Genomic DNA, 20,644 nt, shown 5'->3' with positions numbered 1-20,644 from the left:
ATGCACGCCGACATCAGTGAGGCACGCGCCTTTCTCGAAGCCCATCCCGATGTAGAAGCCATCGAGCTGTTGATCACCGATCCCGGCGGCGTGGCTCGCGGCAAACTGATCGCACGTGAAGAGCTGCTGTCTCTGTACAGCGAGGGTCGCTGTGTCGCCGGCTCCATTCTCGGTCTCGATGTCACCGGCGAGGATGTGGAAGCCACCGGACTCGTCTGGTCGGTCGGCGACGCCGACCGGATCTGTCGTCCAGTGCCCGGCACATTGGTGCATGCGAACTGGATGTCGCGTCCGGGCGCACAGGTGTTGATGGCGATGTATGAAGCAAATGGCGAGCCTTGTAGCGCCGATCCGCGCCATGCATTGGCTCGCTCGGTGCAGCGTCTACAGGGCATCGGGCTGAGGCCCGTGGTCGCTGCGGAGATCGAGTTTTATCTCGTGGCCAGAGATACACAAGGAAGACTCGCGCCGGCGCCTGGGCTGCTTTCAGGACGCCCGCCGCAGCGACTCGACTCGTACGGCCTGACCAAGCTGCACGACATGGCCCCGCTGTTCGACGACATCTACGCAGCCGCTCGGATCCAGGGGTTGCCGCTGCGAACGCTCATGTCCGAGTACGCGCCCGGGCAATATGAAATCACATTGCTCCATCGCGATGACGCCTTGCGCGCGATCGAGACGCCATCTTGTTCAAACGACTGATTCGCGCCATGGCGCTGAAGCACGGACTGACGGCCTGCTTCATGGCCAAGCCGTTCGCGGATCAAGCCGGCAGCGGCATGCACATGCACGTGAGCGTGCAGGATCGCGATGGCAACAATCTGTTCGCCGCCGACGATCCCGCTGGCAGCCCGATGCTGAGACACGCCATCGGCGGCCTGCAGAAAACCATGGCGGAGAGCATGCTGATCTTCGCCCCGAACGCGAACTCGTATCGTCGCTTCCGTCATCAGAGTTACGCACCGATGGCGCCAACATGGGGCATCAATAATCGTTCGGTGAGCCTGCGCGTGCCGGCCGGCGCACCGGCCAGCCGGCATATCGAACATCGCGTGAGTGGCGCCGATGCCAATCCCTACCTGGTCGCGGCCACCGTGCTCGCCGGGGTGCATGCCGGCATCACGGCGAAGCTCGATCCCGGCCCGCCCATCACCGGCAATGGTTACGGAAGCGGGATCGCCGCCTCGCTGCCCAGAGATTGGCTCGGGGCCCTGCGGGCCGCCGAGAGCTCGACGTTCCTGAGCGAAGCGCTGGGTGAAGCTTTTTTACGGGCCCTTGTAGCGATCAAGACCCAGGAGTGGGACAAGTACCACGCCCTGGTGCCGACAACAGACCACGACTGGTACCTCGATAGCGTATAAACTGCGCGAATGCGTTTCGATCTGACCGATCTCAAGCTGTTCCTGCACGTGGTCGAAGCCGGCAGCATCACCGCCGGCGCCGAGCGCATGCACCTGGCGGTGGCTGCTGCCAGCACTCGAATCCGCAATATGGAAATCGAACTGGGCACGCCGCTGCTGAATCGCGAGCGCCAGGGCGTTCATCCCACACCCGCGGGTCGCACGCTCGTGCATCACGCCCGCCAGATGCTGCAGCAGGCCGAACGCATGCGCGCCGAGCTCGGCGAATACGCGGATGGTTTGAAGGGCCATGTGCGGTTGTTATCGAACACCAATGCGCTGACCGAATTCCTGCCCGAGCCGCTCAGCAATTTTCTGACATCGCATCCCCAGGTGAACATCGATCTGGAGGAGCGCTTGAGCGATGAGATCGTCGCGGCCGTGGCCGATGGCAAAGCCGATATCGGCATCGTCGCCGGCACCGAGGACGTGACCGGGCTGGAAGTGTTCCCGTTTCGCGTGGATCGCTTCGTGCTGGTAACTTCGCCGACGCACGCTCTCGCCGCCAAGGACAGAATCGCGTTCGTCGAAGCGCTGGACAGCGACTTCGTCGGCCTCGACCGCGCCAGCTCGTTACAGCGCTTTCTCTCCGATAAAGCGGAGCGCATCGGGCGACGTTTGAAGCTTCGTGTGCAGCTTCGCAGCTTCGACGCAGTGTGCCGCATGGTCGCAGGCAATGTCGGTGTCGGCGTCGTGCCGGAGACCACAGCCGCGCGCAACATGCGCACCATGGATTTGCATGTCATCGAGCTCAGCGACGAATGGGCGCTGCGTAATCTGATGATCTGCGTGCGCAGCCTGCGCGATCTGCCGATCTATGCGCAGGACCTCGTGAAGTCGCTGGCGCAGCCGCTCGATATGGAAATGTGGGTCTCGCGCGCCGAGGGCCAAAGCTAGATCAAGCGATCGCTGCCACCGGCCGCTCGGAGCGGCTGGTGATCCAGACACCAAGCATCACCACCAGACCGCCCAGGACCGCGCGCCCCGAGAGCGGCTCGCCCAGCACGATGACGCCGGTCAGCACTCCGACCACCGGGATCAGGTTGGTGTAGACACCGACGGCGCTTGCGTCCAGATGACGCAACGATGCGTTGTACAACACATAGGCCAGCCCCGAAGCCATGGCGCCCAGATACAGGATTCCGAGCCAGGCTCGCAACGGCAACGGCGTCAAGCCGTCGCCCGCCGCGACGATTTCGTAGCCGGCCAGCGGCACCAATAACAGCGTGCCCGTGCCCATCACCGCCGTGGTGACCACCATCGAATCGAAGCCGGCGACTCGCTTGGCCAGCGACGTATAAAACGCCCAGCACACCACGGAAGAAAACATCAGGAAGTTGCCGAGCATCGGCGCTTCGCCGCCGCCATTGCCGACGCTGCCGGAAAAGACGATCAGGATGCCGCCCACCGACAACGCGATGCCCAGCCATCGCATGGCGGATGCACGTTCACGCAGCCACAAAACAGCCACCAGTGCGGTCATGGCCGGAATGGACGCCTGAACGAGCGCGCCTTGCGAGGCCGAGACGTACACCATGGCCAGATTGAACGTGAGGTAATACAGGGCCACGCCGACCAGTCCCATCAGCCACATAGTCGACCACGGCAGGCGATCGCCACGCCGGTGCCTGGAAAAAGCCATCGGCAGCAGCACCAAGGTGCCGAGGCCGACGCGCACCAGCGCCAGTGTGAAAGGCGGCCACAGCGCGACCAGATCCTTGGTGACCACGAAAGTACTGCCCCACACCGTCATGGTCAGCAGTAACAGCAGCATGGAGCGGGTCTTGGTGGTGAGAGGCATATCGACCATTGTCGCACGTGCGCCCCTTCCCTATCTCACTGCGAGAGTCGAAAATTGCACTCGCTGAAACATCGGGTCCATGGATGTACCCCGCCACGGCAGTGGCGAGCGACTGGCGAAAGTCGCGCCTTTTGCCGGTCGCACGAGGGTCGTGGCAGGATGCCCGATCCGAGTCAATGAAAGGGTTGGCATGAATGGCTAGCAAGAAGCGAACAACGACGCGGCGCGCTGCCCGCCCCGCGGCGGCGAGCAAACAACGCGACCATGCCCGCCATGCCGTGCTCGCCAAGCGCAAGCGCCCGACCAAGATCGCGAGCGGCCTGCGCACCCTCTATCCGGCGATCAAGCCCTACAAGAGCGGCATGCTGCGCGTTTCCGACGTGCACGAGATCTACTACGAAGAGTGCGGCAATCCCAAAGGCAAGCCGGCCGTGTTCGTGCACGGTGGGCCGGGCGCCGGTTGTGACAACCGGGCGCGCAGCTTTTTCGATCCGGATGCCTATCGCATCATCCTGTTCGACCAGCGCGGCTGCGGCCGGAGCAAGCCGCACGCCAGCCTCGAGGACAACACCACCTGGCATCTGGTCGAAGACATGGAAAAGTTACGCAAACACCTCGGCATCGAACGCTGGCTGGTGTTCGGCGGCTCCTGGGGCTCGACGCTGGGACTGGCCTATTCACAAACCCATCCGGAGCACGTGAGCGAAATCGTTTTGCGCGGCATCTTCACGCTGTCGCAGTTCGAGCTGCGCTGGTTCTATTTCGAAGGCGGCGCCAGCGCATTGTTTCCCGACCACTGGCAGAACTACGTCGCGGCCATTCCGCCGGCCGAGCGCGGCGACATGATCAAGGCTTTCTACAAGCGCCTCACCAGCGAAGACCGTGACACTCGAGTCAAGGCCGCGCGCGCGTGGTCGATCTGGGAAGCGGCCACCAGCTATCTGCACGTCAACGAAGACAATCTGCACAAATGGGGCGAAGAAGATTTCGCGGTCGCCGTGGCGCGTATCGAATGTCACTACTTCGTGAATCGCGGCTTTCTGGAAACCGAGGATCAGTTGCTCCGAAACGTGGACCGGATTCGCCACATTCCAGCGGTGATCGTGCAGGGTCGCTATGACGTGGTGTGCCCGATGCAGACTGCCTGGAAGCTGCATCAGGCGTGGCCGGAAGCGGAGTTTCACATCGCGCCGGACGCGGGGCACTCGGCGTTCGAGGCGGGCAATACGCACCGGCTGATCCTGGCGACGGATCGTTTCCGAGAGTGATTGCCTGGAGCGGCTATCGTTTGCGCCAGGTTGGCTGACCAGCGTCGTCGATGACGCCGCGGTCGACCAGCCAGGCGCGCGCATCGTCTGCGTCCTGCTCGAACCACGCTCGCGCCGAACCGAGGCGGAAGGTGTAGCCCCACGCATCCATGTCCTGGCACATGCGCTCCCGCCCTACGCCGGGCAGCTCGTCCGCCAGCAGGATCTGCAAATAACAAACGCCGTTTTCTTCGTCGTAGTCGCCGCCGGCATCCTTGTCCAACTGCTCGCGGCGTCCATCATCCATGCAAATGAAATGACTCGCCTCGTGCAACAGGGAATGCAAGGGCGTGTCCGGGCGCCAGTAGATCTTCGCGCCGACCAACCCGGCCTCACTGTCGCCCCAATACGAGCCGGGAATCGGCTCATCGACGCCGAGCGACACGCACTCCAGACCGTAGCGACTCAGCAGACCGGTGACGACCTCGACGCCCGCGTCGGTGACCTTCAGAACTTCGGGCATTACAACGAAGCGAGACGACGCACCACGAGCCCGGCCAGATCCCGAGCCAGCGCTTCGCGCAGGATGGCCTGCTCCTTCTGCTTGGCGAGCACGGCGGTTTCGTCGTAGTTGTAGTCGCGCGTGACCTCGACCTTTTGCGGCGGAATCAGCTCTTCGGTACGACCCTCGACGGAATACTCGATGGTATAGAACACCTCGTATTCTTCCGGCGTGTTGCGACCGGAGACGGTGAGCACGCGCTGGCCACTTTCATCTTTGATGATTTTCACCACCGCAGTGGCTTCGTCACGATGGGCGGTAAGCCGCGCACCGGACGCCCGCAGGCTGTCGCGCAGCGCGCGATTGAAGTCGGTATAGCGATCGTCGGTCTCGACATAAGTCGCCGCCATGACCGGCGACAGCCTCGTCGTGCCCTGCAGACGCCAGCCGCAACCCGCCAGCAAGGTGCTCAGACAGGCCGCGATCAGCACCCAGCGATAACGAGGCAGGGACAAGGACATTCGGGAAACTCTCGAAGCGAACGATCCGCAATGTTCGCGGGCCGACGCGTCGCGGTCAACGTGTGGCGTTCTTGCCGACGGCCACCGGCTGGGGGGCTCGCATGGGGGCGGGACTTTTCAGCATGCATTGGCTGTCGACCACGTAGCCATGTCGGCAAACGATGCCGGCATGGGTGGCGACGCTGCGCTGAACGGCCGCGAGCTGCTCGTGACCTGAATGGCCCGGACAGTGTCGGCAGTGCTCGGCTACATTGAGCATTTCGGCAGCATCCACCGGTGCGCCGCCGTTGCCATCGCGCTCCAGGGCCGCCACGCCATAGCTGAAAGCCAGGGGCGCCGCGGCGGTCTCGGCATAGCGGGTCAAAGCCGCCATCATCCGCTCCTTGATCAATGGCGCTTCGATGATGCCCGCTTCGGGCAACACCACCGCAAATACCGCTCCCACGGGCGATTCCAGGCGGCCGATCCAATCGACATGGGCACGCACCGTGGCGTCGATCGCTTGAACGACCTCTTTCAACGTTCCTGCATCGGGCGCGCAGTCGTCGGCCGGCTCTCCGGCGACGCGCACGCCCAAAGTAAGGACCGCCAACTGGCGGCCATAGCGCTGCCCCCGCCGGATCTCGGACAGCAGCCGAGCCTGCAACTCGCTCGGTGAGAACGCGCCTGACTCGACGTCGATGCTCACCGACTGTTCCAACACCGCTTCCTGCGCTTCACGCAGCGAGCGACGCAGGGCGAGCGTATTGAATGCAGCGTAGATGCGAGCGAACAGTTCCGGGTCGGAAACTTTCTTGGTGAGATAGTCGTCGACGCCGGCGAGGTAACCTTGTTCGAAGTCGGTGCTGGCGTCGCGCATGGTCCACATGATGACGTACGTGTCGTCCGCACCCCGGGCGCGCAGTTCCCGAGTCAGCGCCAGACCGTCCATCACCGGCATGTGCCAATCGGTGATCACCAGCGGATACCAATGACGCTCGAGCATATCGAGCGCTTCCTGGCCGTGCGATGCATGCCGGACTTCGAAGCCGGCCGCCGTCAGGCGCCGCGTGATCAACTCGCGATCCTGCGCGTCGTCCTCGACCACCAGGATTCGCGACGGCAACGCACGGGTCAGGACTGACAGCCGCGTTGCCATGACACCCGCTTTCATCTCTTTTCTCTAGCAACCGTACGCGATTTGCACTATGCACGTTGCTTTATCATTGGCGCGCCGTTGAGGCAACCACGGTTTGTACTTTTACGTGGACCAGGCCCCACAAAAACCGGGGTGTCGGTGGAATGCGGATTATTCGCGATAGCCCGGATCGAGGCGGTCCATCTTTCTCAGCAGCGCCGGCCACACCAGCCCGGCGCCGGCGCCACGCGTCACCAGCCGTACGTACTCGGGGACGGTGTCCAGCACGGCTTGTGGAATGTTGATCAGTTCGGCGCTGCCGCCGGCCTGCGCCATGATCTGAATCTCACAAGCGCGCTGCAGGCTGTACATCGCCAGGAAGGCGTCGGAGACGGTGCGGCCGACGGTCAGCAGGCCGTGATTGCGCAGAATCATATGGCGCGTGTCGCCGAGGTGAGCCTGCAAGCGCGCCTTCTCGTCCGGGTTGAGCGCCAGGCCTTCGTAATCGTGATACGACAGGCTCAATGTGATGAAAGTCGCCTGTTGCGAGATCGGCAGCAGGCCGCGCTGCTGGGCCGACACCGCGATGCCTTCCATCGTATGAAGGTGCAGGACGCAACCGGCATCGTCGCGCGCCTCGTGCACGGCGCTGTGGATGGTGTAACCGGCCGGATTGATCTCGTAGGGGCTCGGCAATGTTTTATTGCCGGCGAGGTCGACGCGCACCAGGTTGGATGCGGTGACTTCCTCGAACATCAGTCCATACGGATTGATGAGAAAGTCATGCGTGCCCGGCACGCGCGCCGAGATGTGGGTGAACACCAGGTCGTCCCAACCGAAATGCGCGATGAGACGATAACAGGCTGCCAGATCGACTCGCGTCGCCCACTCCTCGGCCGAGACCTGCTGGCGCACGTTGACCGCGGTCTGCTCTGCAGCTGACATATGCATTCCCCCCCGGGGCTCGATTTCTGCCCAGAGGCTAACGCCGCTGCCGCGAACCGGGCAAGCGCGCCGCGGCTTCAGACCACGACGTTGACCAACTTGCCCTTCACTACGATCACTTTCCGGACCGGCTTGCCTTCGATCCACTTCTGCACAGTGGAGTCGGCCAGCGCCGCCGTACGGATCTGCTCTTCGGTGGCGTTCGCCTCGACCGTGACCTGACTGCGCAGTTTGCCGTTTACTTGTATTACGACGTCGATGCTATCGCGCACCAGCGCCGCCGGATCCGGTTGCGGCCACGGATGATCGATCAGCGGGTCGCCGTGGCCCAGCGCCTGCCACAGCACGTGGCCGGCATGCGGCACGATGGGCGACAACATCTGCACCACGAACTCGAGCGCTTCCTGCCGCACGGCGCGGCCTTGCGGCGAAGCGTCTTCGAACTTCGACAGCGTGTTCATGAATTCCATCACCGCGGCGATGGCGGTGTTGAATACGCGACGGCGACCGAGATCGTCGGTCACCTTCTGCAAGGTGGCGTGCGCGGCGCGGCGGACGTTGCGTTGCTCGTCGGTTAACTCACCGGAAACCCCAGATTTCATGGCAGCGGCGCTCACCAAACCCGCGCTCACATGCTCGTGCACCATGCGCCACAGCCGACGCATGAAACGCGACGCGCCTTCCACGCCGTCGTCGGACCACTCGAGCGTGTCCTCCGGCGGCGCCTTGAACATCATGAACAAGCGCACACTGTCGGCGCCGTACTGTTCCACCAGCTTGGTGGGATCGACGCCGTTGTTCTTGGACTTCGACATGGTGCGCATACCTTCCCAATCGACCGGCTTGCCGTCGATGTTCGCGATCGCACCGATGCGCGCGCCCTTGGCGTCCACTTGGACCGTGACGTCGGCAGGATTGAAATATTCGATCGCGCCCTCGCCGGTGCGACGCGAATAGATGTCGTTGAGCACCATGCCCTGGGTCAGCAGGTTCTGGAACGGCTCTTTGACTTTCACCAGGCCCATGTCGTGCATCACGCGCGTCCAGAAACGCGCGTACAACAAGTGCAGAATGGCGTGCTCGATGCCGCCGATGTACTGATTCACCGGCGACCAATAGTTGGCGCGCTCATCGACCATGGCCTGGTCGTTGCCGGCCGAGGCGAAGCGCAGGAAATACCAGCTCGAGTCGACGAAGGTATCCATCGTGTCCGTCTCGCGCCGCGCCGGGCCGCCGCACTTGGGACATTTGCAATCCAGGAACGAGGCCGTCTTGTTGAGCGGGTTGCCGCTGCCATCGGGCACCAGGCCTTCGGGCAGCACCACCGGCAGATCCTGCTCGGGCACCGGTACGACGTCGCACTTGGGGCAATGAATCAGCGGGATCGGGCAGCCCCAGTAACGCTGACGTGAAATGCCCCAATCGCGCAGGCGCCATTGCACGTGCTTGTCGCCCAGTCCCTTGGCTTTGAGATCGGAGGCGATGGCGTCGAGGGCTTGCTGATGATCGAGGCCGTCGTACTTGCCGGAGTTGATCAACGTGCCGTGTTCGGCGTAATCGGCGCGCCATTCCTTGTCTGAGAACGGCGGCATCTCGCCGGGCGCCTCGATGACTTGTTTGATCGGCAGGCCATACTTCAATGCAAACGCGAAGTCGCGCTCGTCGTGCGCGGGCACGCCCATCACCGCCCCTTCGCCGTAAGTCATGAGCACATAGTTGCCCACCCACACCGGCACCTTCTCGCCCGTGATCGGATGGGTGACGAACAAGCCGGTCGGCATGCCCTTCTTTTCCATCTGCGCGATCTCGGCTTCCTGCTCGGTGCCGAGTTTGCATTCTTCGATGAAGGCAGCGAGCTGAGGATTGGATTGCGCAGCGTAGGTGGCGAGCGGGTGTTCGGCCGCGACGGCAGCGAACGTCACACCCATGAGGGTGTCGGCGCGCGTCGTGAACACGGTGAGCAGACGCTGTTCGCCCTGCAATTCATATGGGAAGCTCAGGCGCACGCCTTCGCTGCGGCCAATCCAGTTGGCCTGCATCGCACGCACGCGCTCGGGCCATCCGGGCATGTCGTTCAGCGCGTCCAGCAGGTCCTGCGCGTAGTCGGTGATGCGCAGGTAGTACATCGGGATCTCACGCTTCTCGACCAGCGCGCCGGTGCGCCAGCCGCGACCGTCGATCACCTGCTCGTTGGCCAGCACGGTCTGATCGATGGGGTCCCAATTGACCACGCCGGTCTTGCGATACGCGATGCCCTTTTCCAGCATCTTCAGGAACAGCCACTGGTTCCAGCGGTAATACTCGGGCTGGCAGGTGGCCAGCTCCCGACCCCAGTCGAGCGCGAAGCCCAGCGACTGCAGCTGGCGCTTCATGTAGTCGATATTCTCGTAGGTCCATTTCGCCGGCGGCACGCCGTTCTTCATGGCCGCGTTCTCGGCCGGCAACCCGAAAGCGTCCCAACCCATCGGCTGCAGCACGTTGTAGCCCTGCATCCTCAGGAAGCGCGTGATCACGTCGCCAATGGTGTAGTTGCGCACGTGCCCCATGTGCAGCCGGCCGCTGGGGTACGGGAACATGCACAGGCAGTAGTAGCTGGGGCGATTCGGATCTTCCTTGACGGCAAAGGCGTTGCGCTCGTTCCAAAAAGCCTGCGCCTCGGCCTCCACGGCGGAGGGTTCGTATTGGGACTGCATCGTTATGGCGGTATGGGGCCCGTCGGGCCCAGTTGAAAGGCGCGAAGGATACCAGAGGCTGTGGGCCGGGCCGGAGATGAAGAGGCGTCGGCGGCGGGCGAGCTCTTTTCCGGAAGCCCGCCGCAGGCGAAACAAGAAAGATCTTGTTCCCCCTCCCGGGCGCGGGAGCCAGGGCTGGGGGTCTTCCGGCGTCAGGTCATGTCGCGAAGGGTGAAGCGAAACTCGGCGCCGCGGCCAGGTTGGGAGTCGGCCCAGATGGCGCCACCGTGGCGTTCGACGATGCGGTTGACGGTGGCCAGGCCGATGCCGGTGCCCTCGAACTCGTCCTGCCGGTGCAACCGCTGAAATACGCCGAACAACTTCCTGGCGTAGCGCATATCGAAGCCAACACCGTTATCGCGCACGAAAATGTAGCGCTGCCCCGGAGCAGCCGTGGCCGAAGCATCCTCGGCGGCCACGACTCCAGTGCCGATCTCGATCACCGGTTGGGGCCGCGGCCGGGAATACTTGACCGCGTTACCGATCAGATTAACGAACACCTGCTGCATCAACTCCGGATCGCAGCAGACCGCCGGCAGCGGATCCACCCGCCACTCGATCTCGCGCCCAGGCGCCTCCTGGCTCACGCGATCGATAGCCAGCTTCACCAGCTCGCTCAAAGCGCAAGGCTCCCGCCGCATCTCGACATGACTGACGCGCGACAGCGCCAACAGCCCATCGATGAGCGCGCTCATATCCCGTGCGCCACGCTGAATCTGTTCCATGTGAATGGCCGGTTCGCGCGCCCCCGGCGGGCCCTTGTGCTCACGAAGCATCTGCACGTGAGCGTGAATCAGCCGCAAAGGCGCGCGCAGGTCGTGGGCGACGGAATAGGAGAACGCTTCGAGCTCGCGATTGGCAATCTCCAACTCGGCGGTGCGCTCGGCGACGCGACGCTCCAGATCCTGGTTCAAGCGCCGGATCTCGCTCTCCATTTCCGCGCGCCGTGCAATCTCATTTTGCAGAGCCTGGTGTTGACGAGCATTCTCATAGGCCACCGCCACCTGGGTGGCGATCGCCCGCGCCACCGCCAAGTCTTCCTCGGTGAAGCCCGGCAGGCCGATGCGATTCAACACGCACAGATAGCCGTACGACTTGGCGACCGACGCGATCGGCACGCCCAACATGGAAACGAAATCGCCGCGCTGAGCCGCATCGCTGTCGACGATGGCTTCTTCCGGCGACATGGGATAGAGCGCCGAGCCGCCGGTCTCGAGGGACTGCAGCAGATCTCGGTGCATGCGCGCGCCGAGCAGTCTCTCCAATTCTTCCGGAGACAGGCCGCTGGAAATCTTGCTCTCGCAGGAACCGCCGACCGTGGTGATCACGAGCCGAGCCACTTGGGCGAGCAGTATGTCGCGCGCGGCATCGCAAGTGGACTCGAGGATGGCGACCGGATCGGTCAGCCCGAACAGGCGACGGCTGAAAGTCACCAGCGCGCTCAAGCGCTCCTGCGCCGGACCTTGCACTGGCTCTGGCGGCGGAGGCGCGCCCCCGGCCGGCTTGGTGGCCAGCGCGGCATTCACCGTCTCGCGCACGATTTCCAAATCGTAGGGCTTGGACAGCGTGCTCCGCACACCTAGCGATCGTGCCATCTCACGCACTTCGCGTTCGTGGTACGACGCTGAACAGAAAATCACCGGCGTGCCCGACATGCTCTCGTCCTGGCGCAGCTTGCGCACCAGTTCGTAACCGTCCATGCGGGGCATCACGATGTCCGTAATCAGCAGATCCGGATGCTCGGTGCGTAACAAATGCAGCGCCTCGATGCCGTCGGCAGCCTGCAACAAGTCGTAGTCGCCGTCGGCGAGCGAGAGCATCAGCAGCTCGCGCGCTTCGGCGTCATCCTCCGCGACCAGTATCTTTCCGCCCTTCGCCACGTCCGAATCCCAGCCTTCGTTATGGAGACAAATTCGTTACACGCTCGCCTGGGGCGCGAGGGAACGCAATCAGTACGTTTCACTGCACAACAGCGTTCCTCATTGAATCCTCTTATACGGAGTTAGGGCAATCCCTCAATCAGAATTCCTGCCACGCGCTGTCGTCGCCGCTGGCCCGGGCGAGCGGCGCCGGCGCCGGACGGGCCGCAACTTTGGCACCCGCGCGTTGCACGGCCGGACGGGCGATCGACCGCACCGATGCGCTCGGCTGGTTCGCGACGGCGAGCTTCACCTGAACGGATGGCGTCGACTGGCCGGCCGTGCGGAAGAAGGAGATCTGCTCCACTAGCTGCTGGGCCTGCTGTTCCATGGATTTGGCCGCCGAAGCCGCCTCTTCCACCAGCGCCGCGTTTTGCTGAGTGGTCTCGTCCATTTGCGTCACGGCATTGTTCACCTGATCGATACCCTGTGCCTGCTCTCCGCTGGCCGCGGCGATCTCGGCTACGATGTCGCTGACTTTTTTGACGCTTTCCATAATCTCGCCGAGCACCTTGCCCGACTCGTCGACCAGCGCGCTGCCGCTGTTCACCTTCTCCACCGAGTCGCCGATGAGATCCTTGATCTCCTTGGCGGCCGTGGCGCTGCGCTGCGCGAGGCTGCGCACTTCACTCGCCACCACCGCGAAGCCACGACCTTGTTCACCGGCGCGCGCCGCTTCCACCGCGGCGTTCAGCGCCAGCAGGTTGGTCTGGAACGCGATCTCGTCGATGACACTGATGATGTCGGCGATCTTGCGGCTGGAATTGTTGATCTCCGCCATCGCCGAGACGGCGCGCGATACGACTTCCCCGCCGCGCTCCGCCTGACCGCGAGCGCCGCTGGCGAGCTGATTCGCCTGGCGCGCGTTGTCCGCGTTCTGTTTCACCGTCGCGGTCATCTCTTCCATGCTCGACGCTGTCTCTTCCAGCGCCGACGCCTGTTCCTGCGTACGCTGTGACAAGTCGTCATTGCCGCGAGACAGCTGTGAAGCCGCGCCTCCGACAGCATCCGACGCCGTACGCACGCCGCCGACGATCTCGTGCAGCTTCTCATCCATGCGCTTCAGCGAATTGAGCAGCACGCCGAATTCGTCGCCGCGGCTGTCGATGCGATGACCCAACTGACCGTCCGCGATTTTCTCGGCGACGCTCATCGCGGTACCGAGGCCGGACATGATGGCGCGCATCAGGAACAACACGAAAGCACCGGCCACAACCAGCCCGATGACGATCGCGGCGACGCTGATCGCACGGCTGGCGCTGAACTCGCTGTGCGCATTGCGCAAAGCTTCCTCGGCGCGATTGAACTGGTGCTTGGCAACTTGTTCGAACGCCTCGCTCAACACGTCGAAGGCGGGGTCGACCTTGTTGACGATCAGGCTGGCGGCGAGATCGTCGTCGTTGGCTCGCAGCGCTGCATCGACCTCTTCGATCACTGACTCCAGACCGAGGTGAGCCTTCTTGAGCACTTCGAAGGTGGCTTTACCGTCAGGGGTCACCTGCGCCGCGCCGTACTCGGTCAGAAGGCGGTCGACTTCCGCCTTGTTCTGCTGCCGCTCCAACTTCACGTGCGCGCGCGTGGCGGGATCGTCGGCCAACACGGCCAGAGAGATGAGCGCCTGTCGATCGAGCTCCCGGGCCTTCAGTTCGCCCACTCCGGAAATCACCAGCACGCGCCGCTCGTACATGTCGTCGAGGTCGTCGACGATGCCGTTCATGCCGTACAAGCCGAGGCCGCCGACGGTCAGCATCGAGACCGCGAGCACCAGCAGGGTGACAATGATACGAGCACGAATACTAAGAGACCCGGAATTCATACGAAACTACCAATGAGTATTCCCATCTCCGGTATCGACACCCTGCAGGCGCGATGAACCTCTTGCAGCGCAATTCAGGGCGCGCCGAGTGCAGCGCTAGGGATTGACCCTAACAAGAGCCGGAAAACGAAAACGCCCGCCGTGCTTGCGAAGGCGGGCGTCGCTCTGCCATGTCAGATGAAAACCGATCGGGACTTTCGTCAACGGCTCCGAACCGCGCAAGGCAGCTGTGTGGCACCGCTCATCGACACGACTCTGTCCTCGGCGGCAGCGCTGGCGAAATGACGCCGACGTTCCAGTTCCATGGTTGCGTACCGTCCGCACGGCGGCGACACACGACTTGCTCGTGCAACTCGAACATCCCGGGCAACAGCCGGGCGGCCGGTTTCGGCACGTCGGCGAAGTACATATAGGCATGACTCGATCCGAACGCCGGCCAATCGGGCTGCTGCTCGGCGGTCGGCTGGCCGGTGCGCACGAAGCTGGTCCAATAATCGATCATCGCCTCGGAGAAATCCGTTTCGGCGCGGCTCTTCGGCAGCTTCGGCCAAAACGGCGGCGTGCGGCTCGCCGTGCCGAAGACGTACGGCAGCTCGGAGCCATGAAAAGCGTGCAGACCGAGCGAATCGGCATTCGGATAGCCGTGATCGAAGATATAAAAGAATGACGGCTTGCCCAGCGCGGTTTGCTTGCGCACCAGGCGCTCGGCGGTCCAGCCATACATCGCATCGCGCGTGATCGCGAGCACCGCCTCTTCCAAGTGCTTGCTGGGATACTGTTTCAAGAACGATTCCGCGAGATCGGCGTACCGCGTGCGGATCTCCGACTCGTACGCGGACTCGCTGGACGGTGTCGGCGGCGCTAGGAAGCGCAGCGAACGAATCTCTCCGCTGTTGAATCCCGCGAGAATCGGCACCGGCGCCTGCTCGCCCCGATCGAACACTTCGGCGATCTGGTGCGGCAGCAGGTGGCCGTCGACCGTTCCCAACGGGAAGTAACCCGCGCGGGCCGCCGCATTGACCACCTCCACGCCGCTCATCGCGCGCAAGGCGGCCACATCGTTGGCGCCAATAGCAGTCGCAAGCTTGATGCCGAGCGCTTCGGCGGGCTGTTCGCCGAACCTGGCTTGCTTCAGTTCGGGTGTCGAAATCATGTAGGCGCTCTGCGCGATCGCCTTGCTGAACAGGCCACGCGCTGGCGGCGACGCCATCAGATACATCACGCTCAACGCGCCCGCCGATTCGCCAGCGATGGTCACGTTCGCCGCATCGCCGCCGAACGCGGCAATGTTTGTTTTCACCCAGCGCAGCGCTTCGATCTGATCGAGCAGACCATAGTTACCGGAAATCTTCTCGGGCGATTCCGCGCTGAGCTCAGGATGCGCGAGATAGCCCAAAGCGCCAAGGCGATAGTTGATGGTTACTACCACCACACCGCGCTGGGCGAGCTTCGTGCCGTCATAGATCGCCTCCGCTCCCGAACCACTCGTGAGCGCGCCGCCATGGATCCAGAAGAACACGGGTGCATCGCGGACGCCCTCTGGGGCCCACACGTTTAGATACAGACAGTCTTCGCTGATCTTAGGGGGCTCGTTGGTGTAGATGCTCCGGCCGAGCGGCCGAGGCTGGATGCAGGAAGGCGAAAAACCGGCGGCGTCGCGTACCCCTTGCCAGGCCGGCAGCGGCACGGGAGGCTTCCACCTCAACTCGCCGACGGGCGGCTGCGCATAAGGAATGCCCTTGAAAGTCAGCACGCCTTTTTTTGTACCGCCTTCGAGCGTGCCCGCCGGCGCGTGCACGATGGGCCCTGCAATCGCAGTTCCGGCAATCAACGCCGCGACGCTGCCTGCGATGGCGCGCAGAATCACGGTTCTCGAGGAATGTGACATTTCTTTTTATCTCCGAGCGCTTCCCGGCGCAGCGATCCACGAGATCGTCGGACATCGATGCGCCCGATGCACGAACCGGGTCGTGCATCGGGCGTGACCGCATTCCCTGGGTCGCTACTCTCTCGATCCTAGAAATCGTACTTCAGTCGCAAGCCGACCGTGCGCGGACGCATGGTGGCGAAACGGCTGGCCAGAAACGTTTCCGGATGGATGTAGATGATCGAATCGTCGTCCAGCAGGTTCTCGGCATAGGCCGTGACCGACAGCGAGCCCATGTTGGCGCCGAGGGTCAGGTTCACGTTGTTGTAACTATCCGTGTAGCCGTAGGTCGGGGCCGTGGTCGCTGGCCTGCCCGGCACGTTCGGGAACTGGTTGGGATACGAATCGACGTGCTGGAAAGCCACGCTCGAGGTGCCCATCCAGCTCGCGCCCAGCGGGAAGTCATATTGCACGAAAGCCGCGCCCTGGAACTTCGGAGCGGTGAGACGTGCATCCATCACGGCGCCGGAGATGGCCGCTTCCTGCGCCGTCAGGTCGTTGACTTTCGCGTCGCTGAAGGACCCGTTCAGGCCGAGCAGCCAGCCGTTGCTCGGGGCCGCCGTGATTTCAAACTCGAAACCCTGGCTGCGCGCGCCGCCGATGTTGGTGGCGAACTGGATCGCATCGGAGACGCGGTTGGCCTGCACCTGGATGTCGGTCCAGTCGATGTAATAAGCCGCCAGGTTGGTGGTCAGACGACCGTTGAACCAGCGGCCCTTGGCGCCGATCTCGTAGTTCTTCAGCGTGTCCGAGTCGGCCCCGTCCGGAATCACCAGGTCGGTCGGATCGATCAGGCTGACGCTGCCGGCCTGGCCGTTGACGATCGGCGTGCGGAACCCGGTCGAGAAGGTCGCATAGGTAGTGAGGTTCGAGGTCGGCGCAAATGACAAGCTGACCTTGTACGACGGATCGTCCTTCTCCACCTTGCGACCGACGGCTGGCGCCGTCTGCGTGATCGGCAGCGGACCGGTCAACCCGCCGAACGCGTAAGCGAAGTACGGAGTGGTATAGCCACCCTCGGTGAAGCCCTGGATCTCGACGCCGCCGTAGCGCAAGCCGCCGGTGACCCACAGCCGATCGGTGAGACGGTAGGTCAACTCGCCAAAGCCGGCGAGCTCGGTGGTGTTGAAATGCGTGTACTGCTTGGAGAAGTACTGATCCGGCAACACCAGGCCGCGCGCCTGCAGGAACGCGGGGTTGGAACGCTGCAGGTAGTCGACGTCGTTGCGCCGGTCGAGATAGAACACGCCGAGCGTCCAATCCCACTTGCCGCCGGCATCCGAAGCGAGGCGCGTTTCCTGTACGAACGTTTCCTGCGAAGCATTCGCGTCCAGGCCGTACGGCACCAGTCCGCCGACCGCCGCGGAGATGTCGACGTAGAACTGCTGATCGAACTCGGACAGCGTCGAGGAACTGGTGAGCTTCGCGCCGCTGAACTGATATTCGAGCGTGGCGTTGTAGTTGGTGATCTTGCCGACGAACAGGTCCGGCTGGTCCGAGAAGCGCTTGTACTCGCCGAGCTCGGGGCTGATCAGCGAAGAGTCCTCCGGCTTGCTGTCTTCGTGCGACACCAGCAGGCGCACCGACAATTCATCGGTCGCCTGCCACAGCGTGATGAAGCGGCCGCCGTAGTCGACCAGCTGGTTGGCGTTCTCGACGCCGGTGCCGAGATTGTCGACCCAGCCTTCCTCGTCGCGATAGAAGCCGACCATGCGCACCGCCAGCTTGTCCTCCACCAGCGGCACGTTGACCATCGCGTTGTAGCGCTGGCGCAGAGCGTCGCCGTCGGTCACGCCGGTATCGATCATGGCCGTGGCGTCGAACCCGGTCAGGTCCGGATTCTTGGTGAGAATGCGCAACGCGCCGGACAGCGAGCCGGAGCCGAACAGCGTGCCCTGCGGGCCGCGCAGGAACTCGATGCGCTCGACGTCGAACAGGTTGGGATCGATCACCGTGGTGTTGCCGATCGAGGAGATGGGCAACTCGTCGACGTAGATGGCGACCGTGCTCTGCAGGTTCGCGTTGTAACCGTTGGTGGCGATGCCACGAGCGGTGAAGTTGTTGAAGTTCTGGCTCGGCTTGTTGAGCACCACGCCCGGCGTTTCACGCGCCAGACCTTCGTAGCCGACGATGCCCTTGGCGGTCAGGTCCTCCTGCGAGAACGCGGTGATACTGAGCGGAACATCCTGCAGACGCTCGCTACGACGGGTGGCCGTGACGACAATTTCTTCCAACTCGTATGTGGGCTGGGGTGAACTCTGCCCCTGCACCACCAGCGGCGACATCAACATTGCGGCCGCGGATGCGGACGTGAACAGCTTGGTCCTCATGTACTCCCCCCTTTTGGGTTCTCCCTGAGCGCCGGTCTGGCGCCGAGCGTGTGTGGATCATGCAACTACGCGGAACCCGTCGTCAACACTCACTCTCACGCGTGTGAAGATTATCGAGACAGCTCACGAATTGCCTGCGAGCGAGCCTTTGTTGGGGAAACGCCACGGCAGATTCAGGGATTTCCTGCAGCCGGCGTAAAGGAAAACGCCCGCCGTTCCAACGAAATGGCGGGCGTTGATGCGATGACCGGGTGTCGGGCGCTGGTCAGTCGCCGAGGGCGGTGCGGAGCGCGCTGATCTCGTCGGCGCAGTCGCGCATCACATGCACGCACTTCTGATTGTCCAGGCCAAGGCGCCAGAACGATTTCACGCCCTGCATGTTCAGCTCGAGATCGGCTTCGTGACCGAAGAAGCCCGCCATCATCGCCGCAACGGTGAGCACATCGGTCACGTCGCGCTCTTCGTTCACGCGCTCGATGTTCTCGTGCTCGCCGATGGCCTCGGCGATGTGATCGGGAAAGCCCCAGTTCTCGACGATGGCCTTGCCGACGTTGGCGTGCCAGTCGCGCAGCAGCTGTTGCATCGTCGCGGGCTCACGAAAGATCGGATGCTTGTGGGCGCGCGCCAAAATATAGATCTTGCCGACATTGTGCAGCAGGCCGGCCAGCATGGATTCGTCGGCGTTGATGCCGGTGCGCGCAGCGACAGCGTAAGCGAGCGCGGCCACGGTGGTGGCCTCCTGCCACAAAGCTTCGAGCTCCTTGGAAATATGTTTGAGCTCGTTGGCCTTGCGCAATTGCGCGATGGCGAAAGACACGGCGGCCGTGCGCACGTTGTTGTGGCCGATGCGATTCACCGCGGTCTTCAGGTCGGCAACCGGGCGCCCGCTGCGATTCAGCGCGGCCGAATTGGCCAGCGTGAACACGCGAGCGGCCAGGCCCGCCTCCGAGCCGACGACGCGAGCGATCTGATCGTTGGAAACGTTCTCGTCCGCCAGCACCTTGCGCACGCGCACCGCGACGTCCGGAAACGAAGGCAGCTCGACTTTGCCGCTGGAAACTTCCTGCGCCAGCTCGCCGACGAATGCGAATGCAGCCGCGTTGTCGCTGGCGCCGGTCAGGGTGGCCTGCAAAGTGGCGTTCGGAGTTGTCATGGTCGCGTTTCGGCAGTCCTACGGAAGTCTGGGCAAACTCTACCGCGGCCGCCATCGGCCAATCTGCGCTGCCGTCCGCATTTCTGAACGGCGCGCCGGAACTGCGGAATCAGCCGTGCGCCAGCTTGCCGTTGGGGTGATCGGCGGTCAGCTGGATCATCTCGGCGGCCACCCGATGCAAAGGCAACACCAACTGCGCGCCGCCGAGTTTGACCGCTGCGCCGGGCATGCCCCACACCACGCTGGTGGCTTCGTCCTGGGCGACCGTCGGAGCTCCGGCCTCCATCATCTCCTTCAGACCGCGGGCGCCATCGTCTCCCATCCCGGTCAGGATCACGCCCACGGCGTTGGGACCGACGTTCTGCGCCACCGAACGAAACATCACATCGACGCTGGGGCGGTGACGATTGACGGGCGGGCCGTTGCTGAGCCGGCAGCGGTAACGAGCGCCGTCGCGCTCCACCAGCAGGTGCTGGTCGCCGGGCGCGATATAGACGTGGCCCGGCAGGATGTACTGGCCATCACTGGCCTCGCACACCGACATCGCCGAGCAACGATTCATGCGCTCCGCGAACGGTTTGCTGAAAGCCGCCGGAATGTGCTGAGAAATCACCACGGCCGGCGCGTCAGCCGGCAGCGACTCGAGCACCTCGCGGATCGCCTCGGTGCCGCCCGTGGATGCGCCAATGGCGATGATTCGATCGGTAGTGCGCAACACGCGCTTGCTGCTGGAGGCCGGCAGGACGGCGTCCGCGCTGTGACGCTGTTCTGGAGTCAACGACTGCAGCACTGCCGCCTTGCGTGGCGCTGCCGTCCGCGCACTTACTCGCGCACTGGCTGCCACCTTCACCTTTGCGATCAACTCTTCAGCGTAGTTCGCAAGACTGCCGGCGACGTCGACCTTGGGCTTGGTGACGAAGTCGATCGCGCCCAGCTCGAGCGCACGCAATGTGACATCGGCGCCCTTCTGGGTCAGCGAGGACACCATCACCACCGGCATGGGCCGCAGCCGCATCAGGTTCTCGAGGAAGGTGATGCCGTCCATGCGCGGCATTTCCACGTCCAGCGTGATGACATCCGGATTGAGCTGCTTGATCTTCTCGCGCGCCGCATACGGATCGGTGGCCGTGCCGACGATCTCGATGTCGCGATCCTGCTTGAGCATCTCGCTCAACAGCTTTCGCACCAGGGCCGAGTCGTCGACGATGAGAAGTTTGATTGCCATGGCGCTGTG

The 20,644-nt window shown here is 63.5% G+C and carries 14 protein-coding genes and 1 pseudogene; 3 read left to right on the top strand and 12 right to left on the bottom strand.

Translation table 11 applies throughout. The features are described 5' to 3' along the window. Together JM946_RS31815 and JM946_RS26945 are read left to right on the top strand one after the other, a co-directional pair. Window positions 1–1,361: pseudogene (locus JM946_RS31815) on the top strand (glutamine synthetase family protein). 9 nt (window positions 1,362–1,370) lie between these two features. Next, a complete protein-coding gene (locus tag JM946_RS26945) occupies window positions 1,371–2,297 on the top strand; it encodes a LysR family transcriptional regulator (protein ID WP_203170548.1) in 927 nt (308 codons plus the stop codon). A 1-nt stretch (window position 2,298) separates the two neighbouring features. Here JM946_RS26945 and JM946_RS26940 read toward each other — a convergent pair whose 3' ends face one another. Further along, window positions 2,299–3,210 (bottom strand): DMT family transporter, encoded by a 912-nt coding sequence (locus JM946_RS26940; RefSeq protein WP_203170547.1) that lies wholly within the window; start codon window positions 3,208–3,210, stop codon window positions 2,299–2,301. Between the two features lie 185 nt (window positions 3,211–3,395). Here JM946_RS26940 and pip point away from each other — a divergent pair, with 185 nt between their 5' ends. Then, window positions 3,396–4,469 carry a prolyl aminopeptidase gene (gene pip, locus JM946_RS26935; RefSeq protein WP_230980004.1) on the top strand — a complete coding sequence of 358 codons (1,074 nt, stop codon included), beginning with the start codon at window positions 3,396–3,398 and terminating at the stop codon, window positions 4,467–4,469. 13 nt (window positions 4,470–4,482) lie between these two features. Here the strand turns inward: pip and JM946_RS26930 are convergent, their stop codons facing one another. The 11 genes from JM946_RS26930 to JM946_RS26880 form a co-directional block, all read right to left on the bottom strand. Next, entirely contained in the window at window positions 4,483–4,971 is a 489-nt protein-coding gene (locus JM946_RS26930) for a hypothetical protein (RefSeq protein ID WP_203170546.1), read from the bottom strand. Next, entirely contained in the window at window positions 4,971–5,471 is a 501-nt protein-coding gene (locus tag JM946_RS26925) for an LPS-assembly lipoprotein LptE (RefSeq protein WP_203170545.1), read from the bottom strand. Before JM946_RS26925 ends, JM946_RS26930 begins: the two co-directional genes overlap by 1 nt. A 55-nt stretch (window positions 5,472–5,526) precedes the next feature. Then, a complete protein-coding gene (locus JM946_RS26920) occupies window positions 5,527–6,624 on the bottom strand; it encodes a GGDEF domain-containing response regulator (protein WP_203170544.1) in 1,098 nt (365 codons plus the stop codon). A gap of 135 nt (window positions 6,625–6,759) precedes the next feature. Further along, complete coding sequence (locus JM946_RS26915) at window positions 6,760–7,533, bottom strand: class II aldolase/adducin family protein (RefSeq protein ID WP_203170543.1); 774 nt, start codon at window positions 7,531–7,533, stop codon at window positions 6,760–6,762. A 77-nt stretch (window positions 7,534–7,610) separates the two neighbouring features. Next, window positions 7,611–10,226: a leucine--tRNA ligase gene (leuS, locus tag JM946_RS26910; protein WP_203170542.1), complete on the bottom strand. Its 2,616-nt coding sequence runs from the start codon at window positions 10,224–10,226 to the stop codon at window positions 7,611–7,613. 191 nt (window positions 10,227–10,417) lie between these two features. After that, complete coding sequence (locus tag JM946_RS26905; RefSeq protein ID WP_203170541.1) at window positions 10,418–12,145, bottom strand: ATP-binding protein; 1,728 nt, start codon at window positions 12,143–12,145, stop codon at window positions 10,418–10,420. Between the two features lie 139 nt (window positions 12,146–12,284). Beyond that, window positions 12,285–14,000, bottom strand: a complete 1,716-nt coding sequence (locus JM946_RS31430; protein WP_203170540.1) for a methyl-accepting chemotaxis protein — start codon at window positions 13,998–14,000, stop codon at window positions 12,285–12,287. A gap of 241 nt (window positions 14,001–14,241) precedes the next feature. Next, a complete protein-coding gene (locus tag JM946_RS26895) occupies window positions 14,242–15,888 on the bottom strand; it encodes a carboxylesterase/lipase family protein (RefSeq protein ID WP_203170539.1) in 1,647 nt (548 codons plus the stop codon). A 128-nt stretch (window positions 15,889–16,016) separates the two neighbouring features. After that, complete coding sequence (locus JM946_RS26890; RefSeq protein WP_203170538.1) at window positions 16,017–18,257, bottom strand: TonB-dependent receptor; 2,241 nt, start codon at window positions 18,255–18,257, stop codon at window positions 16,017–16,019. A 265-nt stretch (window positions 18,258–18,522) separates the two neighbouring features. Further along, window positions 18,523–19,410 carry an HDOD domain-containing protein gene (locus JM946_RS26885; protein WP_203170537.1) on the bottom strand — a complete coding sequence of 296 codons (888 nt, stop codon included), beginning with the start codon at window positions 19,408–19,410 and terminating at the stop codon, window positions 18,523–18,525. A gap of 109 nt (window positions 19,411–19,519) precedes the next feature. Continuing rightward, window positions 19,520–20,635, bottom strand: coding sequence for a protein-glutamate methylesterase/protein-glutamine glutaminase (locus JM946_RS26880; RefSeq protein ID WP_203170536.1), 1,116 nt, complete (start codon window positions 20,633–20,635; stop codon window positions 19,520–19,522). Window positions 20,636–20,644 lie beyond the last annotated feature (9 nt).

The sequence above is a fragment of the Steroidobacter gossypii genome (assembly GCF_016801985.1).
Classification (GTDB): Bacteria; Pseudomonadota; Gammaproteobacteria; order Steroidobacterales; family Steroidobacteraceae; genus Steroidobacter; species Steroidobacter gossypii.
The sequence above is the reverse complement of the archived record's forward strand: the minus strand, read 5'-3'. Positions and strand labels throughout refer to the sequence as shown.

Bases quoted from the DNA above. Each gene is read 5' to 3' on its own strand.
- JM946_RS26945 (WP_203170548.1), top strand. From the start codon at position 1,371: ATGCGTTTCGATCTGACCGATCTCAAGCTGTTCCTGCACGTGGTCGAA.
- JM946_RS26940 (WP_203170547.1), bottom strand. From the start codon at position 3,210: ATGGTCGATATGCCTCTCACCACCAAGACCCGCTCCATGCTGCTGTTA.
- pip (WP_230980004.1), top strand. From the start codon at position 3,396: ATGGCTAGCAAGAAGCGAACAACGACGCGGCGCGCTGCCCGCCCCGCG.
- JM946_RS26930 (WP_203170546.1), bottom strand. From the start codon at position 4,971: ATGCCCGAAGTTCTGAAGGTCACCGACGCGGGCGTCGAGGTCGTCACC.
- JM946_RS26925 (WP_203170545.1), bottom strand. From the start codon at position 5,471: ATGTCCTTGTCCCTGCCTCGTTATCGCTGGGTGCTGATCGCGGCCTGT.
- JM946_RS26920 (WP_203170544.1), bottom strand. From the start codon at position 6,624: ATGAAAGCGGGTGTCATGGCAACGCGGCTGTCAGTCCTGACCCGTGCG.
- JM946_RS26915 (WP_203170543.1), bottom strand. From the start codon at position 7,533: ATGTCAGCTGCAGAGCAGACCGCGGTCAACGTGCGCCAGCAGGTCTCG.
- leuS (WP_203170542.1), bottom strand. From the start codon at position 10,226: ATGCAGTCCCAATACGAACCCTCCGCCGTGGAGGCCGAGGCGCAGGCT.
- JM946_RS31430 (WP_203170540.1), bottom strand. From the start codon at position 14,000: ATGAATTCCGGGTCTCTTAGTATTCGTGCTCGTATCATTGTCACCCTG.
- JM946_RS26895 (WP_203170539.1), bottom strand. From the start codon at position 15,888: ATGTCACATTCCTCGAGAACCGTGATTCTGCGCGCCATCGCAGGCAGC.
- JM946_RS26890 (WP_203170538.1), bottom strand. From the start codon at position 18,257: ATGAGGACCAAGCTGTTCACGTCCGCATCCGCGGCCGCAATGTTGATG.
- JM946_RS26885 (WP_203170537.1), bottom strand. From the start codon at position 19,410: ATGACAACTCCGAACGCCACTTTGCAGGCCACCCTGACCGGCGCCAGC.
- JM946_RS26880 (WP_203170536.1), bottom strand. From the start codon at position 20,635: ATGGCAATCAAACTTCTCATCGTCGACGACTCGGCCCTGGTGCGAAAG.